The sequence below is a fragment of the Mycobacterium colombiense CECT 3035 genome (genome assembly GCF_002105755.1).
GTDB classification, from domain to species: domain Bacteria; phylum Actinomycetota; class Actinomycetes; order Mycobacteriales; family Mycobacteriaceae; genus Mycobacterium; species Mycobacterium colombiense.
On the sequence record NZ_CP020821.1, the window covers coordinates 3,651,572 to 3,673,993 of the forward strand.

The window sequence follows — 22,422 nt, forward strand, 5'->3', positions numbered from 1 at the left end:
GAAGAGGCAACGTGGACGAGATCCTGGCAAGGGCAGGAATCTTCCAAGGGGTTGAACCCGGCGCAGTCACAGCGCTGACCAAGCAGCTGCAACCCGTCGACTTCCCCCGCGGACACACGGTCTTCGCCGAGGGGGAACCCGGTGATCGGCTGTACATCATCGTCGCGGGGAAGGTGAAGATCGGTCGTCGCTCGCCCGACGGACGTGAGAACCTGCTGACGATCATGGGCCCCTCGGACATGTTCGGCGAGCTGTCGATCTTCGACCCCGGTCCGCGGACGTCCAGCGCCACCACCATCACCGAGGTGCGCGCGGTGTCGATGGACCGCGACGCGCTGCGCGCGTGGATCGCCGACCGTCCCGAGATCGCCGAGCAGTTGTTGCGGGTGCTGGCCCGACGGCTGCGCCGCACCAACAACAACCTGGCCGACCTGATCTTCACCGACGTGCCCGGCCGGGTGGCCAAGCAGCTGTTGCAGCTCGCCCAGCGGTTCGGCACCCAGGAGGGCGGCGCCATGCGGGTCACCCACGACCTGACCCAGGAAGAGATCGCGCAGCTGGTCGGGGCGTCGCGGGAGACGGTGAACAAGGCGCTGGCCGACTTCGCCCACCGCGGCTGGATCCGCCTGGAGGGCAAGAGCGTGCTGATCTCGGATTCCGAGCGGCTGGCCCGCCGGGCGAGGTAGCGGCGGTTTGCGCGCCGAGCCTGTAATTTTGCAGGCCGCTACTCGGACTTCTCCTGCAGAAGTTCAGGCTCGACGCAGGTAGTCCAGCTGCACCTGCACCGACCACTCGGCGGCGTCCCACAGCTTCTCGTCGACGTCGACATAGACGTGTTCGACGACCCGCCGGGCGCCGACGTCCTCCCCCAGCTCGCGCAACGCCGATCGCACCTGATCCAGTCGCTCCCGCCGGTGTTCGAGGTAGCCGTGCGCGACGCGTTCCAGATCGGTGAGGTCCGGGCCGTGGCCGGGCAGCACCGTCCGCCGGCCCAGGCCGCGCAGCCGCCGCAGCGATTCCAGGTAGTCCGTCAGGCTGCCGTCCTCCTTGTCCAGGACGGCCGTCCCCCGGCCCAGGATGGTGTCGGCGGTCAACACGGCGTCGTCGAGCAGGAAGGACAGCGAATCGGCGGTGTGGCCAGGGGTCGCCATGACCTTGATCTCGAGGCCGGCGGCATCGATCACCTCGCCGTCGGTCAGCTCGCCGCCGAGGCCGCGCAGGAAGCCGCTACCCGCCGAGCGGACGGTCGCGCCGGTGAGCTCGACCAGCTTGTCGATGCCGTCGGTGTGATCGCTGTGCCGGTGGCTGATCAAGACCAGGGCGACGCGGCCGAGCGCGGCCAGCCGGGCGATGTGCTCGTCGTCGTCGGGCCCGGGGTCGACGATCACCAGCTCGTCGCTGCGCGGGCCGCGCAGCACCCAGGTGTTGGTGCCCTCGAGCGTCAGCAGCCCGGGGTTATCGGCCAGCAGGACCGACGCGGTGTCGGTGACCGGCCGCAATGTGGCATACGCGGGATGGGTCAGCGACTCGGCGGCCTGGGTCATGGCTTCAGCCGACCTCGACGATCAGCTCCACTTCCACCGGCGCATCCAGTGGCAGCTCGGAGACGCCGACCGCCGAGCGCGCGTGCGCGCCCTGCTCGCCGAACACCTCGGCAAGCAGCTCGGAGGCCCCGTTGATGACGCTGGGCTGGCCGTTGAATCCCGGCGCCGAGGCGACGAATCCGACCACCTTGACCACCCGCGTCACCTCGTCGATGCCCACCAACGCGTTGACCGCCGCCAGCGCGTTGAGCGCACAGATCCGCGCCATCGCCTTGCCCTCGTCCGGGCCGACGTCGGCGCCGACCTTGCCGGTGGCCAGCAGCTTGCCGTCCCGCATCGGGAGCTGGCCCGCGGTGTAGACCAGGTTCCCGGTGCGCACCGCCGGTACATAGGAGGCCAGCGGCGCAACCACCTCCGGCAGCGCGAGGCCGAGCTGACCGAGCCGGGCCGAAGCACTCATCGGACCCGACCCTCTACTTGGGGCGCTTCAGATACGCGACGTGCTGCTCGCCGGTCGGCCCCTGCAGCACCGACACCAACTCCCAGCCGTCGGCGCCCCACTGGTCGAGAATTTGTTTGGTCGCGTGCGTCAGCAGCGGAACCGTGACGTACTCCCATGCGGTCGGTTGGCTCATGCCGCGAGCTTATCGGGTCGGGCTAGCATGCGAAGGTGGCAACCACATCGGGCGGCGGAGCTGCCGTCGGCTGGCCTGCGCGCTTGACGAAGGCCCGTTTACATTTCGTGACCGGCAAGGGCGGCACGGGCAAGTCGACCATCGCGGCCGCCCTGGCGCTGACCCTGGCCGCCGGGGGCCGCAAGGTTCTGCTCGTGGAAGTCGAGGGCCGCCAAGGGATTGCGCAACTCTTCGACGTCCCGCCGCTGCCGTACCAGGAGGTCAAGATCGCGACCGCCGAACGCGGCGGTCAGGTCAACGCCCTGGCGATCGACATCGAGGCCGCGTTCCTGGAATACCTCGAAATGTTCTACAACCTGGGCATTGCCGGCCGCGCGATGCGCCGCATCGGCGCGATCGAGTTCGCGACGACGATCGCGCCGGGCCTGCGTGACGTGTTGCTGACCGGCAAGATCAAGGAGACGGTGATCCGGGTCGACAAGAACCGGCTCCCGGTTTACGACGCGATCGTCGTCGACGCCCCGCCGACGGGACGGATCGCGCGCTTCCTGGATGTCACCAAGGCGGTCTCCGATCTGGCCAAGGGCGGGCCGGTGCATTCGCAGGCCGACGGCGTGGTGAAGCTGCTGCACTCCGAGCAGACGGCCATTCACTTAGTCACCCTGCTGGAGGCGTTGCCGGTGCAGGAGACGCTGGAAGCCATCGAGGAGCTGGCCGAGATGCAGCTGCCGATCGGCAGTGTGATCGTCAACCGCAACATCCCCTCGTACCTGCAGCCGGCCGATCTGGCGAAGGCCGCCGAGGGGGACGTCGATGCGGACTCGGTGCGGGCAGGACTGCAGAAGTCCGGAATCACCTTGGACGACAAGGACTTCGCGGGCCTGCTGACGGAAACCATCGAGCATGCGACCGTCGTCGCTACGCGCGCCGAGATCGCGCAACAGCTCGATGCGTTGAAGGTGGCGCGACTGGAACTACCGGCCATCTCCGACGGGGTCGACCTCGGTAGCCTCTACGAGCTGTCGGAATCGCTTGCACAGCAGGGGGTTCGATGACCGCCACACCCAAACGGCTCGATATGGCCGCCATCCTGGCCGACACCACCAACCGTGTCGTGGTGTGTTGCGGCGCGGGCGGCGTCGGCAAGACCACCACCGCGGCCGCGATCGCGCTGCGCGCCGCCGAGTACGGCCGCAACGTCTGCGTTTTGACGATCGATCCGGCCAAGCGGCTGGCCCAGGCGCTGGGGGTCAGCGACCTCGGCAACACGCCGCAGCGGGTCCCGCTGTCGGCGGAGGTTCCCGGCGAGCTGCACGCGATGATGCTCGACATGCGACGCACCTTCGATGAGATGGTGGTCCAGTACTCCGGACCCGGTCGGGCACAAGCGATTCTGGATAACCAGTTCTATCAAACCGTCGCCAGTTCACTCGCCGGCACGCAGGAGTACATGGCGATGGAGAAGCTGGGCCAGCTGCTGGCCGAGGATCGGTGGGACCTGGTGGTGGTCGATACCCCGCCGTCGCGCAACGCGCTGGACTTCCTGGACGCGCCCAAACGGCTGGGCAGCTTCATGGACAGCAGGCTGTGGCGGCTGCTGCTGGCGCCGGGCCGGGGCATCGGCCGATTGGTCACCGGCGCAATGGGTTTGGCGATGAAGGCGATGTCGACCATCCTGGGGTCCCAGATGCTCGGCGATGCCGCGGCGTTCGTGCAGTCGCTGGACGCCACCTTCGGCGGCTTCCGCGAGAAGGCCGACCGCACCTACGCGCTGCTGAAAAGGCGTGGGACGCAGTTCGTTGTGGTGTCGGCGGCCGAGCCCGACGCGCTGCGCGAGGCGGCATTCTTCGTCGACCGGCTGTCGCAGGAAGGGATGCCGCTCGCCGGGCTCGTCCTCAACCGCACGCATCCGCCGTTGTGCTCGCTGCCGGCCGAGCGGGCGATCGACGGCAGCGAAATGCTGGACCACGACGCCGACTCCGAGGCGGCGTCGCTGGCCTCGGCGGTGTTGAAGATCCACGCCGACCGGGCGCAGACCGCCAAGCGGGAGATCAGATTGCTGTCGCGGTTCACCGGCGCCAATCCGCACGTGCCCGTCGTCGGCGTTCCGTCGCTACCGTTCGATGTCTCGGATCTCGAGGCGCTGCGCGCGCTGGCCGATCAGATCACTTCGGTCGGTGACGATGCGGGCCGGGCAACGGCCCGCTGAGGAACCGGCCCATCCGGCCACGCCGGTGACGATGCGGGCCGGGCAACGGCCCGCTGAATCACTTATAACTTCGTGGACCCGGCCTGCCGTAACAGAAACGTAATTACGAGCGGCAGGCCGTCAGCCTCATTCCTGCATTGACGGGCGACCCGTCAGCGGGCGGCGAAGGGTCAGCCGACGCTGCGGGTCCGCCTCTTGTCGAAGAAGTCCGCCCAGGACACGACCTCGGGGTGCTGCTTGAGCAGGGCACGGCGTTGCCGCTCGGTCATGCCGCCCCAGACGCCGAACTCGACCTTGTTGTCCAGCGCGTCTGCGCCGCACTCCTGCATCACCGGGCAGTGCCTGCAGATCACCGCCGCCTTGCGCTGGGCCGCGCCGCGGACAAACAGTTCGTCGGGATCGGTGGTCCGGCAGAGCGCCTTCGAGACCCAGGCGATCCGTTCTTCGGCATCGACACTGCGGAGTACCCCTTGTGCGGCTGCAATGTTTGTCCTACGCGCCGCCGGCCGTATTGGTGACACGAACTGTTCCCTTTCCCTACCGGCCGCCCGTCACGGCCGCCCTCCTCGGGTGCAGATCCTGGGCTAGCGACCTACGCCACACTGTGTCCTTCGGTGTTACCTGAATCTCACCGTGTGTCTAAGTTAGGTGGTCAGGTGCCAATTGCGCAACAGTCCGATAACGCTTTTTTTGGGACGGGCGTCCAGTCTCGTACCAAACGAGAGGCGAAGGAGTGATCTTGCACACCCCGTTGGCCGTCTGACCTGTGACGCGACTGAAAATTCTCATACCGGGCGCCTGGTCATCAAGTCACCCAATTTTTTGGCGAATGCGCAGCGTGGCGGCGTGACTGGGGGCCGCTACTGTAGTACCCATGTCAGACCGCCCCCCGGCCGCGCTCACGATTCTCAAGCTTGCGGGGCTCTGTTTGTTGGCCAGCGTCGTGGCCACGGCGCTGCTGTTCCCCTTCGCCGGCGGCATAGGGCTGGTGTCCAATCGGGCGTCGGAAGTGGTCGCCAACGGCTCGGCTCAGCTGCTCGAGGGCGAGGTGCCGGCCGTCTCGACGATGGTCGACGCCAAGGGCAACACCATCGCCTGGCTGTATTCGCAGCGCCGGTTCGAGGTGCCCAGCGACAAGATCGCCAACACGATGAAGCTGGCGATCGTCTCCATCGAGGACAAGCGGTTCGCCGACCACAACGGGGTGGACTGGAAAGGCACCCTGACGGGGCTGGCCGGCTACGCCCGCGGCGACGTCGATACCCGCGGCGGTTCGACCATCGAGCAGCAGTACATCAAGAACTACCAGCTGCTGGTCACCGCGAAGACCGACGCCGAGAAGCGCGCGGCGGTGGAGACCACCCCGGCCCGCAAGCTGCGCGAGATCCGGATGGCGCTCACGCTGGACAAGACCTTCACCAAGCCCGAAATCCTGACCCGGTATCTGAACCTGGTCTCGTTCGGCAACGGCTCGTTCGGCGTGCAGGACGCCGCCCAGACGTACTTCGGCATCAACGCGTCCGACCTCAACTGGCAGCAGGCCGCGCTGCTGGCCGGCATGGTGCAGTCGACCAGCGCGCTCAACCCGTACATCAACCCCGAGGGCGCGCTGGCACGGCGAAACCTGGTGCTGGACACCATGATCGAGAACATCCCGCAGGAGGAGGAGGCGCTGCGCGCGGCCAAGGCGGCACCGCTGGGCATCCTGCCGCAGCCCAATGAGCTGCCTCGCGGCTGCATCGCGGCGGGCGACCGCGCGTTTTTCTGCGACTACGTCCAGGAGTACCTGTCGCGGGCCGGCATCAGTAAGGAGCAGGTCGCCCGGGGCGGCTACCTGATCAAGACCACCCTGGACCCCGACGTGCAGATCCCGGTCAAGGCGGCCATCGACAAGTTCGCCAGCCCGACGCTTCCGGGCATTTCCAGCGTGATGAGCGTGATCCAGCCCGGTAAGACGTCGCACAAGGTGATGGCCATGGCCAGCAACCGCACCTACGGGCTCGACGTCGACGCCGGTCAAACGATGCGCCCCCAGCCCTTCTCGCTGGTCGGCGACGGCGCGGGATCCGTGTTCAAGATTTTCACCACGGCCGCGGCCCTGGACATGGGCATGGGCATCAACGCCACCCTCGAGGTGCCGGGCCGGTTCCAGGCCAAGGGCATGGGTAGCGGTGGGGCCAAGGGTTGCCCGAAGGACAACTGGTGCGTGGTCAACGCCGGCAACTATCGCGGGTCGATGAACGTGACCGACGCGTTGGCCACCTCGCCCAACACCGCGTTCGCCAAGCTGATCCAGCAGGTCGGCGTGACGCGCACGGTGGACATGGCGATCAAGCTCGGGCTGCGGTCCTACGCCGATCCGGGCACCGCCCGCGACTACAACCCCGACAGCAACGAGAGCCTGGCCGACTTCGTCAAACGGCAGAACATCGGCTCGTTCACCCTCGGCCCGATCGAGGTGAACGCGCTGGAGCTGTCCAACGTCGCGGCCACGCTCGCCTCGGGCGGCACCTGGTGCCCGCCCAACCCGATCGACAAACTGGTCGACCGCAAGGGCAACGAGGTCGCGGTGACCACCGAGACCTGCGATCAGGTGGTGCCCGAGGGCCTGGCGAACACCCTGGCCAACGCGATGAGCAAGGACGCCCTCGGCGGCGGCACGGCGGCCGGCTCGGCCAGCGCCGCGGGGTGGGACCTGCCGGTGTCCGGTAAGACGGGCACCACGGAGGCCCACCGCTCGTCGGGCTTCGTGGGCTTCACCAACCACTACGCGGCGGCCAACTACATCTACGACGACTCCACCAACCCGACCGATTTGTGCTCCTCCCCGTTGCGCCACTGCGGCGAGGGCGATCTGTACGGCGGTAACGAGCCGGCGCGCACCTGGTTCACCGCGATGAAGCCGATCGCCACCAGTTTCGGGCCGGTGCAGTTGCCGCCCACCGACCCTCGCTACGTCGACGGGGCGCCGGGGTCGCGGGTGCCCAGCGTGGCCGGCCTGGACATCGACGCGGCGCGCCAGCGCATCAAGGAGGCCGGCTTCCAGGTCGCCGACCAGAACAACTTCGTCAACAGCAGCGCCAAGCAGGGCGAGGTGGTCGGGACGACGCCCAGCGGCGCAACGATTCCGGGGTCGATCATCACCATCCAGGTCAGCAACGGCATCCCGCCGGCCCCGCCACCGCCGCCGGAGGGCGCGCCGCCGCCGGTCGGCTCGCAGGTCGTCGAGATTCCGGGTCTGCCGCCGATCACGATCCCGCTGCTGGCGCCTCCGCCACCGGCACCCGGTCAGCCGCCCCCGTAAATCTGATCGCCGCAGCCCGATGCACCCGCTTCGCCGTCGGGCAGGCGTCGTGATCCAAGAGATACTCTGCCAATCCCCGACCGGCAGTAGGCTGCGAGCATGGCTGATGCTCAAGTCTCGATTGCCCGGCTCCTCCCCGGGCCGCCTCGCGGCCCGCATCGTCGCCGAGCTGTCCCCGTCCTGATACGTGCCGGCGCCGCCGCGTTAGCTTCGGGCGTCGCCGGTCTGGGCTACGCCGCGGTCATCGAGCGCAACGCGTTCGTCCTGCGCGAGATCACCATGCCCGTGCTGAGCCCGGGGTCGACCCCGCTGCGGGTGCTGCACATCAGCGACCTGCACATGACCCCCGGCCAACGCCGCAAACAGGCGTGGCTGCGCGAGCTGGCGGGCTGGGAACCGGATCTGGTGGTCAACACCGGCGACAACCTGGCGCATCCCAAGGCGGTCCCGGCGGTCATCCAGGCCCTGGGCGATCTGCTGTCGCGGCCGGGTGTGTTCGTGTTCGGCAGCAACGACTACTTCGGCCCGCGGCTGAAGAACCCGCTGAACTACGTGACCAACCCGTCGCACCGAGTTCGCGGGGAACCGCTGCCCTGGCAGGACCTGCGGGCGGCGTTCACCGAGCGCGGCTGGCTCGACCTCACCCACACCCGGCGCGAGTTCGAAGTGGCGGGTCTGCACATCGCCGCCGCGGGCGTGGACGACCCGCACATCGACCGCGACCGCTACGAGACCATCGCCGGTCCGGCCAGTCCGGCCGCGAATCTGCGGCTGGGACTGACCCATTCGCCCGAGCCGCGGGTGCTGGACCGCTACGCCGCCGACGGCTATCAGCTGGTGATGGCCGGACACACCCACGGCGGTCAGGTCTGTCTGCCGTTCTACGGCGCCCTGGTGACCAACTGCGGCCTGGACCGCACGCGCGCGAAGGGACCGTCGCGCTGGGGCGCCAACATGCAGTTGCACGTGTCCGCCGGGATGGGCACCTCGCCGTTCGCGCCGGTGCGATTCTGCTGCCGGCCGGAGGCGACCCTGCTGACACTGATCGCCACCCCGATGGGCGACCGCGACGCGGCGAGCGACCTGAGCCGTTCGCAGCCAACAGCATCGGTGCGTTGACCGACCAGACCCGGATCGCGGTTCGCGGCCGCTCACGCTGCTGGACGGACAACGCGATCCGGCTGATCCAGGCCGACGCCCGGCGCAGCGCCGACACCCACCTGCTGCGCTACCCGCTGCCGTCGGCGTGGAGCGAGGGCGGCCCCGGCGCTCAGGTCGCGCTGTACCTCAAAGACGAGACGACGCACATCACCGGCAGCCTCAAGCACCGGCTGGCCCGCTCGTTGTTCCTCTATGCGCTGTGCAACGGCTGGATCGACGAGGGCACCACGGTGGTCGAGGCGTCGTCGGGTTCGACGGCGGTATCGGAGGCCTATTTCGCGGCGCTGCTCGGTCTGCCGTTCGTCGCCGTGATGCCCGCGGCGACGAGCGCGTCGAAGGTGGCGTTGATCGAATCCCATGGCGGCCGTTGCCATTTCGTGCAGAGTTCCAGCGAGGTCTACGCCGAGGCCGAGCGGGTCGCGCACGAGACCGGCGGGCACTACCTGGACCAGTTCACCAACGCCGAGCGCGCCACCGACTGGCGGGGCAACAACAACATCGCCGAGTCGATCTTCGAGCAGCTGCGCGAGGAGCGCTACCCCATCCCGGACTGGATCGTGGTCGGGGCGGGCACCGGTGGCACCAGCGCCACGATCGGCCGCTACATCCGCTACCGGCGCCACGCCACCCGGCTGTGCGTCGTCGACCCGGAGAACTCCGCGTTCTTCCCCGCGTACGCCCAAGGTCCGGACGACCTGAACGACGTCGTGATGACCACCTCGTCGCGCATCGAGGGCATCGGCCGGCCGCGGGTGGAGCCGTCGTTTCTGCCCGGCGTGGTGGACCGGATGGTGTCCGTCCCGGACGCGGCGTCGATCGCGGCCGCCCGTCACGTCAGCGCCGTGCTGGGACGTCGCGTCGGGCCGTCGACGGGCACCAACCTGTGGGGCGCGTTCGGCCTGCTCGCCGAGATGGTCGCCGAGGGCCGCAGCGGTTCGGTGGTCACCCTGCTCGCCGACAGCGGCGACCGCTACAGCGACACCTATTTCGACGACGAATGGGTCGCGGCGCAGGGGCTGGACCCGGCGGAGCCGGCCGAGGCGCTGGCCGAGTTCGAGCGATCGTGCATCTGGAGGTGACCTGCCCCACCGCGGTTTGGCCTCCCGATGGCCCGGTGCGATAGGCTGTCGAGGCTTCAAGCGGGGTGTGGCGCAGCTTGGTAGCGCGCTTCGTTCGGGACGAAGAGGCCGTGGGTTCGAATCCCGCCACCCCGACTCATGTTGCGGAAGTTCGCGGCGGACATCAGCCCTCAACAGGGTGTTGCCGCGAACTCCCTCACTTCATCGTCGCCAGGTTGTGCCAGAAGTTCTTGAGGCTGTCGGTGCCGCCAAACAGCGTGGTGAAATTCGTGGAGTCAACGAGCACGATGTCACCGGCCCGGTCGCCGGCCGGCGGCATCCAGATCAGCGAATTGAATTCGCTGTTGCCCGCCGCGGTAAAGGGATGGGGCCGTTGCGGGTCCACGCGCTGCCTGCCGAGCACGCGCAGCAGGTCGCTCTCCGGAGCGGTGAGTTCGTAGTGCGGCAGGTGCGGGTGAAAGTTCAGCGTGGTGACGTTGTTCAGCAACCCCGGCGCGTCCAGGTCGCGAAATCCGGTCAGCGGCGCGATCTCACCGGTCCCCTCCACCAGGGCGGGACGCAATCCCCACGTGTTGTGCACGGGAACGCCGAGCGCCTTCATCAGTGAGCGCGTGTAGGCGGTGAACCGCTGCTGCCGTGGCACCAGCGGGTCCCCGTGATGGAGGTACTCGACCTGACGCTGCGCCGCGTCGTCGGTGAAGCCGACGTCGTGGTGCGGCGCCAGCAGCAGGCAGGTTCCGTCGCGGCTTAGCCACTCGCGCAGGGCGGCGACCTCTTCATCCCGCGCCTGTTCCTCGCCGACCAGATGGTCGAGACCGAACACCATCAGGGTGTCGGTGTCGGCCAAGATCCGTTCGTCGATCAGCTGCTGGTAGCCGGCCTGGTCGATGCGCTGGAACACCGCGACCGGGTGGCCGGTGTCGGCGCCCGCCAGCTGCTGGAACGCCAGCGTCGAGCGGTGGAACAGCTCCAGGGTGCCGGCGATCCCCTGCAGGAAGTGCGCCTCATCCCAGTCGGGGCCCTCGTAGTGGGGCCAGGCCGCTCTGCGCACTTCGGTCATCGTCGAAAACCGGTTGTCCAGCGTCTCGACATCGCGCTGCGATTCCCACGGATAGCTCCACGTCCAGTAGATGCTGATCCGTCGTCCGCCCGCGTGGGGTCGCGGTACGTGGGTCTGGTTGTAGGTGCGCGCGGCGGGCAGGGTGCTCATGATGGTTTCCCCGGTCGTCAGTCAAGCGCCGCTAGGTAGCGCATGGCGTTGATGCCCGGCAGGAAGAAGTACGCCCCGCCGGTCAGCGTCGTGAACGCCGGAAGCCCCTTGAGGACTCGGCGGATGGGCCGCCTCGGTATCTTGAATTCCATTGTGCCGTCTTGCGTTCCGCAGATCGGGTCGTGCTCGTTGCCGAGTTCGTGGAACGTGCGGTCGTTGATCCAGACGTTCTGCGCGAATTCGAACTGCCGGATCAGGCTGGCGCAGATGATGAATGCGGCGATGCCACGGTCCGCTCCGTCGTCGGGGGCGCCGTCGGGCAGCGCCGGGCCATAGGTGGCTCCGCGGCGGATCATCCTGCGCCGGTTCATGTTGTGCGCGGTGTCTCGCGGGTTGAGCCGCCGGGCGTGGGCGCCCAGCGGGCACGCGTACCCGAGCGGGTCCATCTCCTTGTAGTTGAAGTCGTTGTTGCGCATCGGGTCCGCGCCCAGCTCGGGGTCGTCGGCGTCCGGCGCGAGCACCAGGGGGGCGCCGCTGCGCCAGCGGCCCATGAACTTCGCGGCCAACAGCTCCTCGTCGTCGGGCGTGCGAGCCTGCGAACGGATGTACTCGCGGAACAACGCCACGTGTTCGCGCAGTCGCCGGTAAGCGGCGTACGTCCCGTTGCGCGCGAGCACATCCGGCTCGGGTGAGTTGGCCACCGGCCCGACCTCATCGGGATAGCCGAGGATGAACTCGCCGGCCTTCAGCGGCGCACCCGATCCCGGCGTGGGTTCCTCGCCCGATCCCTCGATCACCGGCTGCGACAACCGATCCCGGAAGCCGAAATGGTCGTGGGCGTAGTTGAACGGGGGTGTCGCATTGAGATCCAGGTACGAGACCCGGCGCACGCCGTCGCACCTTCGCACCAGGTCGTCGTGGGCGCCGGTGGCGCGGGCGTGTTCGGCGTCGTCCCGGGCGAACAGGATCGCGATCGCGTGCAGGTCGTCGCCGGCCAGTCCCCCCACCCAGTTGTCGGGATGGTTTCGTCCGGTGTCGCCGAGGATGTCGGACCGGGCGGCCATGCCCTGCCGGAACTCCTCGGGAAAGGTGGCCAGCGCCTCCTCCGGCACACCGAGCGCCCGAAGGCCGTTCCAGGTGAAACCCAGGGTGACCCAGCGCCTGGTGTCGTCCATGGCGTCTCGCACCGACGCGGCGGACTGCACCACGTCCACCAGTTCGGACAGCCAGGCCCGTCCGCCCACCGGATCGCCGAACGAAAGGAACTCGTAACGCCCGGTCAGGGCCGGGGTACGGGTCAGCAGGATGTGCTGGATGTCGTCGAGTTCAAGCATCGGCACGCTCCGATGGGCGTCACTGCATCTGATCCAGCATGGTGCCGAACGCGGCTTTCAGCCGCAGCCCCTTCTTGATCTCGTCGGCCGTGACATAGGGGTACTCCCCGTATTCCAGGAAGCTCGGGCATTGGTGGTCGCGCACGTACTTGACGAAGGCTTCCGGGTTCTCTCGCCAGTCCTCCGGGAAGCCCTCGAGGTTGGTGAAGACGGTGGTGATCCCTGTCTGGCTGAACAGCTGCACCGCGTCCTCGGTGTACTTGTCGAAGTCGGTGTCGAAGATGCCCTGGTACTGGAAGTGCAGCCCCGACCCCACGTCGAAGAGCTGCCAGCGCAGGTAGTGCAGCCGCAGCGGCGCCAGCACTTCCGGGTTTGCCTTGACGGCTTCTTCGATCTGTTTGCCGTAGGCGCGAACGGCCGCTTCACGGCCATCCTTGACCTTGGCGATGATGGAAAAGCCGTAGCATGCTGGGGTGCGCGGGTACAGGGGCCCGTACCGGCCGCGTTCCAGCTCGAAATAACCTTCCTTGGGGATGGCCAGGGCCGCGGGTTTGCTCCACTGGTCTTCGGTTGCCACCATCGTCGCTCCAAAGTCTGACCGGTGCGCCGGACGCTACCACCTGACTCCGCCCGCGCAACCCGGATCGGCCGAGGGGCCCAGCACACATCTGCCGTACCGGGTATCTAGCGCAATCATCCGAAACCGGGCCGATATAATGGATCTCACGTCGTGCTAAGCAGACAGCATCGACATTCGTCGCCGTCATAACTCATCAGTGATCGCCTCGCGAGACCGCAGGCTGCAGAAAACGGCGCGGAAATGCCTGTAACCGGTCTCGAAGCATGAGGGCGCCACTCAGTGACCAATCTTGACGATCTCAGCCTGCTCACCGACGTTCTGCGGGCCATCTATTCGGCCGACGCCGACGACTTCCCCCAGGTGCTGGACGACCTGACGACGGCGGCCGCGCGCTGGGTGCCTGGCGCCGAAGAAGCGGGCATCACCGTCACCAGCCGGCAAAACGAGGTCAGCAGCCCGTCCGTCACGCACGACTGCGCCCGGTTGCTCGACGAGTTTCAGCAGCGCCACCTCGAGGGGCCCTGCGTCCACGCCGCCTGGACCCGCAAGGTCGTCGTCATCGACGACCTTGAAGCCGACGCGCGCTGGCCGAAGTACCAGGCCGACGCGCTCGCGCACACGCCAATCCGCAGCGTGCTGTCGCTGCCCATGTTCGCCGACGAGCTGAGCATGGGCGCGCTGAACTTCTACGCCGAACGCCCGCGGTCCTTCTCCGAGGACTCGCGCCGGATCGCGGCCGTCTTCGCGACACTGGGTGCCCTGGCATGGAGCAACGTCGTGCGCACCCAGCAGTTCAAGGAAGCACTGAGCACCCGCGACACGATCGGACAGGCCAAGGGCATCCTCATCGAGCGCTACGACCTCGACGACCAGACCGCCTTCAACACCCTGATCAAGCTGTCACAGAGCATGAACACCCCGCTGCGCGACATCGCGCGCCGGGTGATCGACGACGCAACCGGGCGCTGACGTCACGGGCCGGCCGAACATGCCAGGGCCCATGGCATTTGGCTAGCATTCGCACTCCGGTTCCAGTCGTTGCGGTCTGGCGCGCGGCGCGACCCCGCGCGGGCGCCGCGGACCCCGCACGACAACGGGCTGGATGCGCGTCCAGCTCTGCAACTGGGAGCGGCCCACCAGGCGGCAATGGTGGGTGCCGGCCAACTGGCGGGCCGCCTTGGTGAAGGTCTGGTTGGTCACGACGACCGTCCGGTTACAGCCGTGGTGCAGCGCGCCCGCCACGACCTGCTGGACCGCGGCCACACCGACGGCCTTCGCCAGCCTCTTGCATTGGACGGCCATCCGAGCGCCGTCTTTCCCGGCGATCAGATCCACGCCGTAGTCTCCGGTGCTGGCGGTCGGGGTGACGCTGTAGCCGGCGACGCGAAGCTGCGCCGCAACGAATTCCTCGAACTCGGTGCCCGACATCCGGTCGATGGCCCGCAGCCCGGATTTCGTCAATCGGAGATCGCGGCGTCGGTGCGCGTCGGCCTGGTAGCGGTCCCGCTGTAGCGACAACCACCACAAAAGCGCCACGGCGACGGCGAGCCCGCCGAGTCCCGCGAGGCAGCCCGCCGGCAGGCTGCCGGTGGCCTGCTGCGTGAAATACCAAGGGAGCGCTAAGCCCAGCGGCAGGAGCGACCCGAGCACCTTCTCCATTGCCCGATGAACCTAGCGGACGCCACCGACAATTCGGCGCAATGCAGCGAGGGCTCACGGTCGCGGCACGGCACGCGGGGTCGCCCCGCCCGGACCGAGGTGCCTGATGTCAGGCGCAGTCGGCGCACACCGGCAGGCCGGAGCTGGACGTACGCATCCGGCTGCGGTGCTGCACCAAAAAGCAGCTCGAGCAGGTGAACTCGTCGGCCCGCTGCGGAATCACCGTCACGGACAGCTCTTCTCCGGACAGGTCGGCACCCGGCAGCTCGAAGAAGTGCACATCGTTGGGGTCCTCGTCGACCACGGCGGTGGCAGGTCCCTGCAGGGTCGGTGCCAGTTCGCGAAGCGGGCCTTTCTCCTGGGTGTCGGCGTCGGATACACGGCGTGCGTCGTAGTCAGTGGTGGTCGCCATCGGTGTTCCTTCCTGCTATGGAACGGGTAGACGCACTTTCCTGTACTCACCCGTGGCGCAGGCAGTACCCCGTTCGGGGGTGCGCTACACCATCGCGGCCCGAAAAAGTTGCTGCAACTGGGAAACGGGCCGCCGGGACCGCCCGCCCAAACCCGGCGCGCTCAGCTGCTGGGCGGTGGCGCGGGCTGGTCGGAATGAGCGGCGTGCCAGCGCAGTTCGGCGTCGCGGACCTTGCGGTGGGCGCGCAGCAGCCACGCCGCGCTGAGCGCGCCGAGGGCGACCGCCACCAGCAGCGCGACGGCACCGCCCACCAGGTGCCCGGCCGCCACGGCGAACAGGCCCACGGTCAGGGCGATGACCGCGACCGCAGCACCGGCGAGGCCCGGGGCGTTGGCGCCGTTCTTCAGGGATTCGCCCGCGTGCTGGCGAGTGGTACGGGCATGGTCGATCGGGGGGTCCTTGGGGTAATCCAACGTCATTCCTCGTCGAGAATCTGTGTGTACCAGCATCATTCGTATGCGTACGGTCGCGAGCGATCCGCCGGCGGGCGCGGCACAACCGCCCCGGTGTCGCGGATCACCTCCCCGTGTACCCGTCGCCCCCATGGCCAAACGGAACCACGCACTGTGTCGGCCTGGGCCAGCCTGGGTATGCCGCGACCATGACTTCACGACCGCACGCGAGCGCACGCCCCGCCGCCGGGGACCTGCCCTGATGGCCGGCACACCGGCCGTCCTGTTCGACGTCGACGGCACCTTGGTGGATTCGAACTATCTGCACGTCCATGCCTGGCAGCGCGCGTTCGACGCCGAGGGCATGCAGGTGCCGTCCTGGCAGATCCATCGCTGCATCGGCATGGACGGATCCCGGCTGGTCAAAACGCTGTCCGATGACGCCCCGGACGACGTGCGGGAGCGGCTCAGCGACATGCACAGCCAGTACTACCGGGAGATCACCCCCCTGCTGCAGCCGTTGCCCGGGGCCCGCGATCTGCTGCGCCGCGTCGCCGACCTGGGCCTACAGGTGGTGCTGGCCAGCTCGGCGCCCGAAGACGAGCTGGAGATTCTGCGCAAGGTGCTCGACTGCGACGACGTGATCTCCGAGACGACGTCGTCGCGCGACGTCGACACCGCCAAGCCAGAGCCCGGCATCGTGCGGGTGGCGCTGGATCGCGCCGGCGTGGACGCCCAGCGCGCAGTGTTCGTCGGGGACGCCGTGTGGGACGCGCACGCAGCGGCCGGCGCGGGTTTGCCGTGCATCGGGCTGCTGAGCGGCGGCATCGCGGGTGCCGAGCTGCGAGACGCGGGCGCCGAACCCGTCTTCGCCGATCCGCGCGACCTGCTCGAACACCTGGACTCCACCCGGATCGCGGCGCTCGCACCGGGCCGCTGACCGACGGATCTTCGCCTCAGTCGCCGCGGGTCCGCAGCATCAGCGGCAGCACCCACCAGAAGAAGGTGAACAGCGGCAGCGCACAGGCTCCGGCTATGAGGCCGGCAGTGCGCCCGGCCACCGCCGCGAAGATGATCGTGGTCAGGCCGATCAGCGCCAGGCCGAGCAGGCCGAGCCCGGCGAAGGCGCACCGGTGCGCGGCCGATACGAGGACCTGGAGCCGGTGACGCCGGAAGAGGAGCCGGTGCATGGCGACCGGGGCTATCAGCAACACGGTCGCACACACCGCGCACGCCACGGTGGCCAGATAGACGACGCGCATGGGCGGGCTCAACACGTCGAAGCGCTGCTGGAACGGCAGCGTCAGCAGGAAGCCGGTCAGCAGCTGCACCCCGGTCTGGACCACCCGCAGCTCCTGCAGCAGGCTGTTCCAATTGCGGTCCAGCCGTTGAACTTCGGTCTCGCCGCGCTCACGGCGATCCCACCGCTGGTCGTCTTGCGGATGGTCGACGTCCATAGTCCCGATCATCGCACCTGGGCCGCGGGGGGACACCGGTTCGAGCGGACGCGCCGCGGGTAAAGGTCTTCGCTGTTTTCGCTCAACGGAATTTCGGCGGCCGGCCGCGATTCCGGGAAAAACCCGGGATAAGACCCGAAATCGATGAGATGCGGAACAAGACTCACCGCATTTTCGCCAAACACGTTGTCAGACAAGTAAATCTGTAAAAATTCGGCTCGGCGTAACCGGGCCGCGGATACGGCGCAGGCGGGGTGGGTCGCTAGCCGTTGAGCTTGCCGTCGCGCACCCCGGTCAACGCGTCGTCGAGCGTCGGGTACAGCGGGAAGGTCTTGTCCAGGCCGGTCAGGTGGATCGGCCTGCGGGTCGCCGGGCCGCGCGCGACCACGCCGAACCCCGTCTGGTTGCCCAGCTTCTCGTAGGTCGCCGCCAGGATCTTGAGGCCGACCGAGCCGAGGAACTCCACGGCGGAGAGATCGATGATCAACGCGGTGGGGCTGTCCGCGACGACCGCGCTGATGGCTTGTTCCAGGGCAGGAGCCGTGACCAAATCGATTTCGCCGCTGACACTGACCACGGAAACGCCGTCGTGGTCCTCAACCAACGTGGTAATCGAATCAGGAGCTGACAATGGCAATCCTTTGTCCTGGGCCGTGGCGTGGTCTCAACCCTAGCCTGCCTTACCGAACTGGGAGAAGAATATGCCCTCTACACGTGCCCCGCGACAACCCACGCTAGTCTCGCAACAGGAACTGCAGACCGCAGGGCGCGACGTGTGCTCGGGAGGCCTTGGGAGGCCAGATGTCAGATTCGCCGTCGGAGTTCAACAGTACCGGCACCGCAGCGCAGACCGTCAGCATTTCCAGTGAGGGCCTCCTTCCCCAGCTAGTCCAGCATCTGCGGCAGAATCGAACCGTCCTGCGGGAGGAATGGGCCCGCCGCATCACCGAAGCCGAGCTTCTCACCGCGATGACGCCGGAGGAGCTCTTCTCCGAAGCCACGGCCGTCTACGACAACTACGTCGAGGTGCTCGAGACCGGTAGCGTCGAGGCGCTGCAGGCCTACGCGCGTGACCTGTCCGAACGCATCATTCCGCGAGGCGTGGAGACCGACGAGGTGCTCGGCATCGTCCTGCTGCTGCGCGACGTGCTCGCCCGCTCGCTGTTCGAGAAGTATCAGACCGAGTTCGAGATGCTCAACCGCGTCCTCGACGCGTACGAGCCGGCGGCCAACCGCATCGCCAACACCGTGGGCGTGTCCTTCGTGCAGGAACGCGAGCGCATCATCCGCCAGCAGCAGGAGGCCATCCGCGAGCTGTCGACGCCGGTGCTGCAGGTGCGCGAACAGCTGCTGATCCTGCCGATCATCGGCGTCCTGGACAGCCAGCGCGCCCGCCAGGTCACCGAACAGCTGCTGCGGGCCATCCGCGCCAACCGCGCCAAAGTGGTGGTCATCGACATCACCGGTGTGCCGACCATCGACTCGACGGTGGCCAACCACCTGGTGCAGACGGTCGACGCGTCCGGCCTGATGGGCGCGAGCGTGATCATCACCGGCCTGTCCTCCGAGATCGCGCTGACGCTGGTGACGATCGGTCTGGACCTGTCGAAGATGAACGCCGTGGGCGACCTGCAAGGCGGCATCGAGGAAGCCGAACGCCTGCTGGGTTACGAGGTGACCCGCACGGGCGAGCAGACCGGATAACCACCATCGACACGAGCACCCCATGCCAGTACCGATCCTGAAACAGGGCTCGATCCTCATCGCGTCGGTACAGGCCGCCCTCACCGATTCCGACGCCGAACGCCTGCGCTACGACCTGATGGAACGGGTCAGCCAGTTCCGCGCGCAGGGCATCATCGTCGACGTCACCGCTATCGATGTGATGGATTCCTTCGCCGCGAGGTCGCTGCGCACGATTGCCCACATGACCCGGCTGCGCGGCGCGGACACCGTGATAGTCGGATTGCAGCCGGAGGTCGCCTTCGCGATGGTCCAGCTTGGTCTGGCGTTCGACGACATGAACACGGCGCTGGATCTCGAAGAGGGCCTCGCGCTGCTGAATCGCCAAGGCGGAGTGGGGAAGTCGACGATCGGGCCCGACGGTGGCGGCTGATATCGTCGTCGCCATCGACCACCCCGACGACATCGTCGAAGCCCGCAAGGCCGGACACCAGCTCGCCCTCGACTTGGGATTCTCCCTGACCGACGTCACGATGATCGCCACCGCGATCTCCGAGATCGCCCGAAACATCACCAGCTACGCCGGCCGCGGCGCCGTCCGGGTCGCCATCGCCGACCGGGAGGGACGCAAGGCCCTGGTGGTGCGCGCCGAGGACCAGGGCCCCGGCATCGCCGACATCGAGCGGGCGATGGAAGACGGCTACACGACCGGACGCGGGCTGGGCATGGGTCTGCCGGGCGCCCGCCGCCTGATGGACCGGTTGGTCGTCGAGTCCACGTTGGGGCAGGGCACCGTCATCGAAATGTGGAAATGGGTCCCGCCCCGTGCATGAGAACGGTCGCTTCGGACCTATCGAATGGGCAAGGGCGGGGCGGCCTTTGCCGAGCGAATACACCTCCGGTGACCGGGGTATCGCGGTCGACGTCGGCGGTGAGGCAGCGCTGTTCGGGCTGGTGGACGGCCTCGGCCATGGGCCGGCCGCCGCGGAAGCCGCGCTGCGCGCCGTCGACGCGCTCACGCGCGCCAGCTCCGAGCGGGTGGAGGTGTTGATCCAGCTCTGCCACCGCCTGTTGGTCGGCACCCGCGGGGTGGCAATGACGTTGGCGCGGGTGGATTTTGCCGCCAACACGCTCACCTGGACCGGCGTCGGCAATGTCACCGCCCACCTGGTGGCCAAGGCACCAACCGGTATCCAGATTCGGTCCAGCGCGCGGCTTACCGGGGGCATCGTCGGCTACCGCATACCCGAAATCCGTCCGGCGCAAGTGGTTTCGATCCGGCCCGGCGATCTGATCGTGATCAGCACCGACGGAATCGCCGAAGACTACCTGGACCATATCGACTTCTCGGCCACCGCCGTCGCCATCGCCGAGGGACTGCTCGGCAAGGACGCGAAAGAGACCGACGATGCGATGGTGCTGGCGGCGCGTCACAGGGGAGTATCGAATTGACCGGCGACACCGACTTTTACCAGCAGTACGAGGCCGCGCTGCGTGCTTACCTGGAATCGCACGACGAGGCCAGCCTGTCGATCGGCAACGAACTCGGCCGCCGGGCCCTGCAGGAACAGATCAGCCTGCTCGACATCGTCGAGCACCACGTCCGGCTGGTTTTCGAGATCTCGCAAGACGTGCGCATCGATGCTCCGATCGCGCTGGAATTCCTGCTGCAGCTGCTGGTTCCGCTTGACGTCGCGACGCGTGGCTTCATCGACGGCAACAGGCGCTACGCCGAACAGCGGGCCCGCGCCGAGGGGCTTGCCGACCGCGACAAGTTTCGTACCGCACTGGTGAACTCGCTGCAGGAGGGCTTCTTCGTCGCCGATCACGAGGGCTCCGTGGTCGAGATCAACGACGCCTTCATCGACATCCTCGGCTTTCCCAGCGAGCGCCTGCCGTACAAGTGGCCGCACCCCTGGCTGGTCGACACGAAGACGGCGGCCGAACAGATTTCGCTGGTGCTGAAGAACGGCCGGGCCGACTACGAAACACCGATCCGCCATGCGGACGGCCACCTGGCGTGGGTGAAGGTAAGCATCAACGCGGTCAAGGAGACCGGCAGCGATCGGGACGCGTACGTCGGAACGATCCGCGACGTCACCGCCGAGCGTGCGTTCGCGGCCCGGGAAAGCGCGGTGTTGCGGCTGGCCACCGCCGTGGCGGTGGCCAAGAGCGTGGACGAGTTGCTCTCGATCACGCTCGACGAGTGCAGCGCGGCGATCGATGTGCAACGGGTGATCGCGGTCTCGTGGCCCAACGGCGACAGCGACCCGACGGTCCAGGTGGCGGGCAAGCCCTCCGCCTCGTCGTGGCGCCGGCTGGATCCGTGGTTGCGTAATACGTTCCAGGACGCGCGTCATCAGCTGCCACTGACGGCGAAAACCGTTGAGGCGCCTGATCATCCGGGCAAGGTCCAGGGGCTGGTCGCGGCGCTCTCCGGCACCGGGGACCTGACGCTGTGGCTGGAGCTGCGCACCCCGCGCTGGGTCAGCGGGGAGGATCGGTTGCTGGTCACCGTGCTGATCGGCCACCTGAGCCTGGCCATGCAGCACGTGCGTCAGTTCGAAAGCGCGCGTGAGACGTCGCTGACGTTGCAGCGGGCCATGCTCCCGCCGGTCCAGCCACCGCCGGGTTTCGCCGTTCGCTACGAGCCCGCGGTACCGCCCTTGGAGATCGGCGGTGACTGGTATGACGTGCTGCCGATCGGTGAGCACCACATCGGCATCGTCGTCGGAGACTGCGTGGGCCGCGGCCTGCCCGCGGCCGCGATCATGGGTCAGCTGCGCAGTTCCGCCCGGGCGCTGCTGATCAACGGTGCCGAGCCCGCCGTGCTGCTGGACCAGCTGGACTCAGCGGCCTCGCTCATCCCGAACGCGTACTGCACGACCGTGTTTCTGGCGATCCTGGACACCGACACCGGAGTGCTGCAGTACAGCAACGCAGGCCACATGCCGGCGGTCCTGGCCGGTCCGGAGCCCGGCACGACGACGTTGTTGACCGATGCCGCGTCGGTGCCGCTGGCGGTTCGCCGCAACGAGCCGCGCCCGCAGGCCACGCAGGTGCTGCCGTCCGGCTCGACGCTGATGCTGTTCACCGACGGGCTCGTCGAACGCAAGCATGAGTCGATCGACGACGGAATCGCCCGTGCGGCAGATGTTCTGGCACAGACCATGGCTTCGCCGCTGGACACCGTCGCCGATGCGGTGCTGCGCAAGCTGGCCCCGCCGGGCGGGTGCGACGACGACGTCGCGATGGTGATCTATCGGCACCACCAGACGCCCCTGCGGATCGAAACCGGTGCCACCGCAGACCAATTGGTTCACATCCGGCATCGGCTGGCGGATTGGCTGCACGCCGGCGGCGTGTCCGAAGACCGGTCCGCCGACATCGTGCTGGTCGTCAACGAGGCGTGCACCAACTGCGTCGAACACGCCTACCGTGGATTCGCCGCCGGAACCATGCTGCTCGAGGTCGACATCACCGACGGCGAAGTGCGCACCCGGATCACCGATTACGGATCGTGGAAGACGCCGGCCACTCCCCCGGGCAACGGCGGGCGCGGCCTGCCGCTGATGCGGGCGCTCAGCGACACGATGGAGCTCGAGACCACGGCCAGCGGCACCACCGTGGACATCGGCTTCCGACTGCCGGCAGGTGACATGTGAGGCGCGGCGACGGGCGGTTGCGACGCCCGCCCCACCGT

25 protein-coding genes and 1 tRNA gene are annotated in these 22,422 nt (G+C 67.9%); 14 read left to right on the plus strand and 12 right to left on the minus strand.

Features of this window, described 5'->3' with window-relative positions:
• The first annotated feature begins 11 nt into the window (after positions 1 to 11).
• Positions 12 to 686, plus strand: coding sequence for a cAMP-activated global transcriptional regulator CRP (gene crp, locus B9D87_RS17025; RefSeq protein WP_007772229.1), 675 nt, complete (start codon positions 12 to 14; stop codon positions 684 to 686).
• A 63-nt stretch (positions 687 to 749) separates the two neighbouring features.
• Here the strand turns inward: crp and B9D87_RS17030 are convergent, their stop codons facing one another.
• The 3 genes from B9D87_RS17030 to sp36 are packed head-to-tail and all read right to left on the minus strand — an operon-like array spanning position 750 to position 2,179.
• The gene (locus tag B9D87_RS17030; RefSeq protein ID WP_007772227.1) at positions 750 to 1,544 is read right to left on the minus strand and encodes an MBL fold metallo-hydrolase; all 795 of its coding nucleotides are present in this window, start codon (positions 1,542 to 1,544) and stop codon (positions 750 to 752) included.
• A gap of 4 nt (positions 1,545 to 1,548) precedes the next feature.
• Positions 1,549 to 2,004 (minus strand): RidA family protein, encoded by a 456-nt coding sequence (locus B9D87_RS17035; protein WP_007772225.1) that lies wholly within the window; start codon positions 2,002 to 2,004, stop codon positions 1,549 to 1,551.
• A 13-nt stretch (positions 2,005 to 2,017) separates the two neighbouring features.
• A complete protein-coding gene (gene sp36, locus B9D87_RS26550; RefSeq protein ID WP_007772224.1) occupies positions 2,018 to 2,179 on the minus strand; it encodes a Sp36 family protein in 162 nt (53 codons plus the stop codon).
• A gap of 35 nt (positions 2,180 to 2,214) precedes the next feature.
• Between sp36 and bagA the strand changes: the two genes are divergently transcribed.
• Together bagA and bagB are read left to right on the plus strand one after the other, a co-directional pair.
• Positions 2,215 to 3,234, plus strand: coding sequence for an ATPase BagA (bagA, locus tag B9D87_RS17040; protein ID WP_007772223.1), 1,020 nt, complete (start codon positions 2,215 to 2,217; stop codon positions 3,232 to 3,234).
• The gene (gene bagB / locus B9D87_RS17045; protein ID WP_007772222.1) at positions 3,231 to 4,388 is read left to right on the plus strand and encodes an ATPase BagB; all 1,158 of its coding nucleotides are present in this window, start codon (positions 3,231 to 3,233) and stop codon (positions 4,386 to 4,388) included. The genes bagA and bagB overlap by 4 nt, the downstream gene beginning before the upstream one ends.
• A gap of 170 nt (positions 4,389 to 4,558) precedes the next feature.
• Here the strand turns inward: bagB and B9D87_RS17050 are convergent, their stop codons facing one another.
• Positions 4,559 to 4,909 (minus strand): WhiB family transcriptional regulator, encoded by a 351-nt coding sequence (locus B9D87_RS17050; RefSeq protein ID WP_007772220.1) that lies wholly within the window; start codon positions 4,907 to 4,909, stop codon positions 4,559 to 4,561.
• A 353-nt stretch (positions 4,910 to 5,262) separates the two neighbouring features.
• On the opposite strand from B9D87_RS17050, the gene ponA2 reads away from it, so the two are divergent.
• The 4 genes from ponA2 to B9D87_RS17070 all read left to right on the plus strand — a co-directional run bounded on the left by ponA2 (position 5,263) and on the right by B9D87_RS17070 (position 10,067).
• Positions 5,263 to 7,692, plus strand: a complete 2,430-nt coding sequence (gene ponA2 / locus B9D87_RS17055; protein WP_007772218.1) for a transglycosylase/D,D-transpeptidase PonA2 — start codon at positions 5,263 to 5,265, stop codon at positions 7,690 to 7,692.
• A gap of 99 nt (positions 7,693 to 7,791) precedes the next feature.
• Positions 7,792 to 8,811 carry a metallophosphoesterase gene (locus B9D87_RS17060; protein ID WP_007772217.1) on the plus strand — a complete coding sequence of 340 codons (1,020 nt, stop codon included), beginning with the start codon at positions 7,792 to 7,794 and terminating at the stop codon, positions 8,809 to 8,811.
• Complete coding sequence (gene cds1, locus B9D87_RS17065) at positions 8,808 to 9,932, plus strand: L-cysteine desulfhydrase Cds1 (RefSeq protein ID WP_007772216.1); 1,125 nt, start codon at positions 8,808 to 8,810, stop codon at positions 9,930 to 9,932. Before B9D87_RS17060 ends, cds1 begins: the two co-directional genes overlap by 4 nt.
• Before the next feature lie 61 nt (positions 9,933 to 9,993).
• Positions 9,994 to 10,067: transfer RNA gene (locus B9D87_RS17070), tRNA-Pro, on the plus strand.
• Positions 10,068 to 10,128: 61 nt separating this feature from the next.
• Here B9D87_RS17070 and B9D87_RS17075 read toward each other — a convergent pair.
• From B9D87_RS17075 to B9D87_RS17085, 3 genes are read right to left on the minus strand one after another with little or no spacing between them, the layout of a single operon-like run.
• On the minus strand, positions 10,129 to 11,142 hold the full coding sequence (locus B9D87_RS17075) for a hypothetical protein (RefSeq protein ID WP_007772215.1): 1,014 nt from the start codon (positions 11,140 to 11,142) through the stop codon (positions 10,129 to 10,131).
• Between the two features lie 17 nt (positions 11,143 to 11,159).
• A complete protein-coding gene (locus B9D87_RS17080; RefSeq protein WP_007772214.1) occupies positions 11,160 to 12,476 on the minus strand; it encodes a Dyp-type peroxidase in 1,317 nt (438 codons plus the stop codon).
• A 19-nt stretch (positions 12,477 to 12,495) separates the two neighbouring features.
• Positions 12,496 to 13,056 carry a hypothetical protein gene (locus B9D87_RS17085; protein WP_007772212.1) on the minus strand — a complete coding sequence of 187 codons (561 nt, stop codon included), beginning with the start codon at positions 13,054 to 13,056 and terminating at the stop codon, positions 12,496 to 12,498.
• A gap of 279 nt (positions 13,057 to 13,335) precedes the next feature.
• Here B9D87_RS17085 and B9D87_RS17090 point away from each other — a divergent pair, with 279 nt between their 5' ends.
• Positions 13,336 to 14,025, plus strand: coding sequence for a GAF and ANTAR domain-containing protein (locus tag B9D87_RS17090; RefSeq protein ID WP_007772210.1), 690 nt, complete (start codon positions 13,336 to 13,338; stop codon positions 14,023 to 14,025).
• Positions 14,026 to 14,067: 42 nt separating this feature from the next.
• On the opposite strand, the gene B9D87_RS17095 is transcribed toward B9D87_RS17090, so the two are convergent.
• From B9D87_RS17095 to B9D87_RS17105, 3 genes are all read right to left on the minus strand, one after another.
• Entirely contained in the window at positions 14,068 to 14,715 is a 648-nt protein-coding gene (locus tag B9D87_RS17095) for a restriction endonuclease (RefSeq protein ID WP_007772208.1), read from the minus strand.
• 109 nt (positions 14,716 to 14,824) lie between these two features.
• A complete protein-coding gene (locus B9D87_RS17100) occupies positions 14,825 to 15,127 on the minus strand; it encodes a DUF4193 domain-containing protein (protein WP_007772206.1) in 303 nt (100 codons plus the stop codon).
• Positions 15,128 to 15,288: 161 nt separating this feature from the next.
• Positions 15,289 to 15,606 carry a hypothetical protein gene (locus B9D87_RS17105; protein WP_007772203.1) on the minus strand — a complete coding sequence of 106 codons (318 nt, stop codon included), beginning with the start codon at positions 15,604 to 15,606 and terminating at the stop codon, positions 15,289 to 15,291.
• Between the two features lie 235 nt (positions 15,607 to 15,841).
• Between B9D87_RS17105 and B9D87_RS17110 the strand changes: the two genes are divergently transcribed.
• Entirely contained in the window at positions 15,842 to 16,519 is a 678-nt protein-coding gene (locus tag B9D87_RS17110) for an HAD family hydrolase (RefSeq protein WP_007772202.1), read from the plus strand.
• A gap of 16 nt (positions 16,520 to 16,535) precedes the next feature.
• Here B9D87_RS17110 and B9D87_RS17115 read toward each other — a convergent pair whose 3' ends face one another.
• Positions 16,536 to 17,036, minus strand: coding sequence for a DUF6328 family protein (locus B9D87_RS17115; RefSeq protein ID WP_007772200.1), 501 nt, complete (start codon positions 17,034 to 17,036; stop codon positions 16,536 to 16,538).
• A 262-nt stretch (positions 17,037 to 17,298) separates the two neighbouring features.
• Complete coding sequence (locus B9D87_RS17120) at positions 17,299 to 17,667, minus strand: STAS domain-containing protein (RefSeq protein ID WP_234010010.1); 369 nt, start codon at positions 17,665 to 17,667, stop codon at positions 17,299 to 17,301.
• A gap of 170 nt (positions 17,668 to 17,837) precedes the next feature.
• Here B9D87_RS17120 and B9D87_RS17125 point away from each other — a divergent pair, with 170 nt between their 5' ends.
• From B9D87_RS17125 to B9D87_RS17145, 5 genes are read left to right on the plus strand one after another with little or no spacing between them, the layout of a single operon-like run.
• Complete coding sequence (locus tag B9D87_RS17125) at positions 17,838 to 18,740, plus strand: STAS domain-containing protein (protein ID WP_007772197.1); 903 nt, start codon at positions 17,838 to 17,840, stop codon at positions 18,738 to 18,740.
• Between the two features lie 22 nt (positions 18,741 to 18,762).
• On the plus strand, positions 18,763 to 19,152 hold the full coding sequence (locus B9D87_RS17130; RefSeq protein ID WP_007772196.1) for an STAS domain-containing protein: 390 nt from the start codon (positions 18,763 to 18,765) through the stop codon (positions 19,150 to 19,152).
• Entirely contained in the window at positions 19,142 to 19,552 is a 411-nt protein-coding gene (locus tag B9D87_RS17135; RefSeq protein ID WP_007772194.1) for an anti-sigma regulatory factor, read from the plus strand. Before B9D87_RS17130 ends, B9D87_RS17135 begins: the two co-directional genes overlap by 11 nt.
• Positions 19,553 to 19,598: 46 nt before the next feature.
• The gene (locus B9D87_RS17140; RefSeq protein ID WP_007772192.1) at positions 19,599 to 20,171 is read left to right on the plus strand and encodes a SpoIIE family protein phosphatase; all 573 of its coding nucleotides are present in this window, start codon (positions 19,599 to 19,601) and stop codon (positions 20,169 to 20,171) included.
• A complete protein-coding gene (locus B9D87_RS17145) occupies positions 20,168 to 22,384 on the plus strand; it encodes a SpoIIE family protein phosphatase (RefSeq protein WP_007772191.1) in 2,217 nt (738 codons plus the stop codon). The genes B9D87_RS17140 and B9D87_RS17145 overlap by 4 nt, the downstream gene beginning before the upstream one ends.
• Positions 22,385 to 22,422: the final 38 nt, after the last annotated feature.

What these genes read in the sequence shown, in the direction of transcription:
- B9D87_RS17030 (WP_007772227.1), bottom strand. Translation starts at nt 1,544, where the DNA reads ATGACCCAGGCCGCCGAGTCGCTGACCCATCCCGCGTATGCCACATTG.
- B9D87_RS17035 (WP_007772225.1), bottom strand. Translation starts at nt 2,004, where the DNA reads ATGAGTGCTTCGGCCCGGCTCGGTCAGCTCGGCCTCGCGCTGCCGGAG.
- sp36 (WP_007772224.1), bottom strand. Translation starts at nt 2,179, where the DNA reads ATGAGCCAACCGACCGCATGGGAGTACGTCACGGTTCCGCTGCTGACG.
- bagB (WP_007772222.1), top strand. Translation starts at nt 3,231, where the DNA reads ATGACCGCCACACCCAAACGGCTCGATATGGCCGCCATCCTGGCCGAC.
- ponA2 (WP_007772218.1), top strand. Translation starts at nt 5,263, where the DNA reads ATGTCAGACCGCCCCCCGGCCGCGCTCACGATTCTCAAGCTTGCGGGG.
- B9D87_RS17060 (WP_007772217.1), top strand. Translation starts at nt 7,792, where the DNA reads ATGGCTGATGCTCAAGTCTCGATTGCCCGGCTCCTCCCCGGGCCGCCT.
- B9D87_RS17075 (WP_007772215.1), bottom strand. Translation starts at nt 11,142, where the DNA reads ATGAGCACCCTGCCCGCCGCGCGCACCTACAACCAGACCCACGTACCG.
- B9D87_RS17080 (WP_007772214.1), bottom strand. Translation starts at nt 12,476, where the DNA reads ATGCTTGAACTCGACGACATCCAGCACATCCTGCTGACCCGTACCCCG.
- B9D87_RS17085 (WP_007772212.1), bottom strand. Translation starts at nt 13,056, where the DNA reads ATGGTGGCAACCGAAGACCAGTGGAGCAAACCCGCGGCCCTGGCCATC.
- B9D87_RS17095 (WP_007772208.1), bottom strand. Translation starts at nt 14,715, where the DNA reads ATGGAGAAGGTGCTCGGGTCGCTCCTGCCGCTGGGCTTAGCGCTCCCT.
- B9D87_RS17100 (WP_007772206.1), bottom strand. Translation starts at nt 15,127, where the DNA reads ATGGCGACCACCACTGACTACGACGCACGCCGTGTATCCGACGCCGAC.
- B9D87_RS17105 (WP_007772203.1), bottom strand. Translation starts at nt 15,606, where the DNA reads ATGACGTTGGATTACCCCAAGGACCCCCCGATCGACCATGCCCGTACC.
- B9D87_RS17110 (WP_007772202.1), top strand. Translation starts at nt 15,842, where the DNA reads ATGGCCGGCACACCGGCCGTCCTGTTCGACGTCGACGGCACCTTGGTG.
- B9D87_RS17115 (WP_007772200.1), bottom strand. Translation starts at nt 17,036, where the DNA reads ATGGACGTCGACCATCCGCAAGACGACCAGCGGTGGGATCGCCGTGAG.
- B9D87_RS17125 (WP_007772197.1), top strand. Translation starts at nt 17,838, where the DNA reads ATGTCAGATTCGCCGTCGGAGTTCAACAGTACCGGCACCGCAGCGCAG.
- B9D87_RS17130 (WP_007772196.1), top strand. Translation starts at nt 18,763, where the DNA reads ATGCCAGTACCGATCCTGAAACAGGGCTCGATCCTCATCGCGTCGGTA.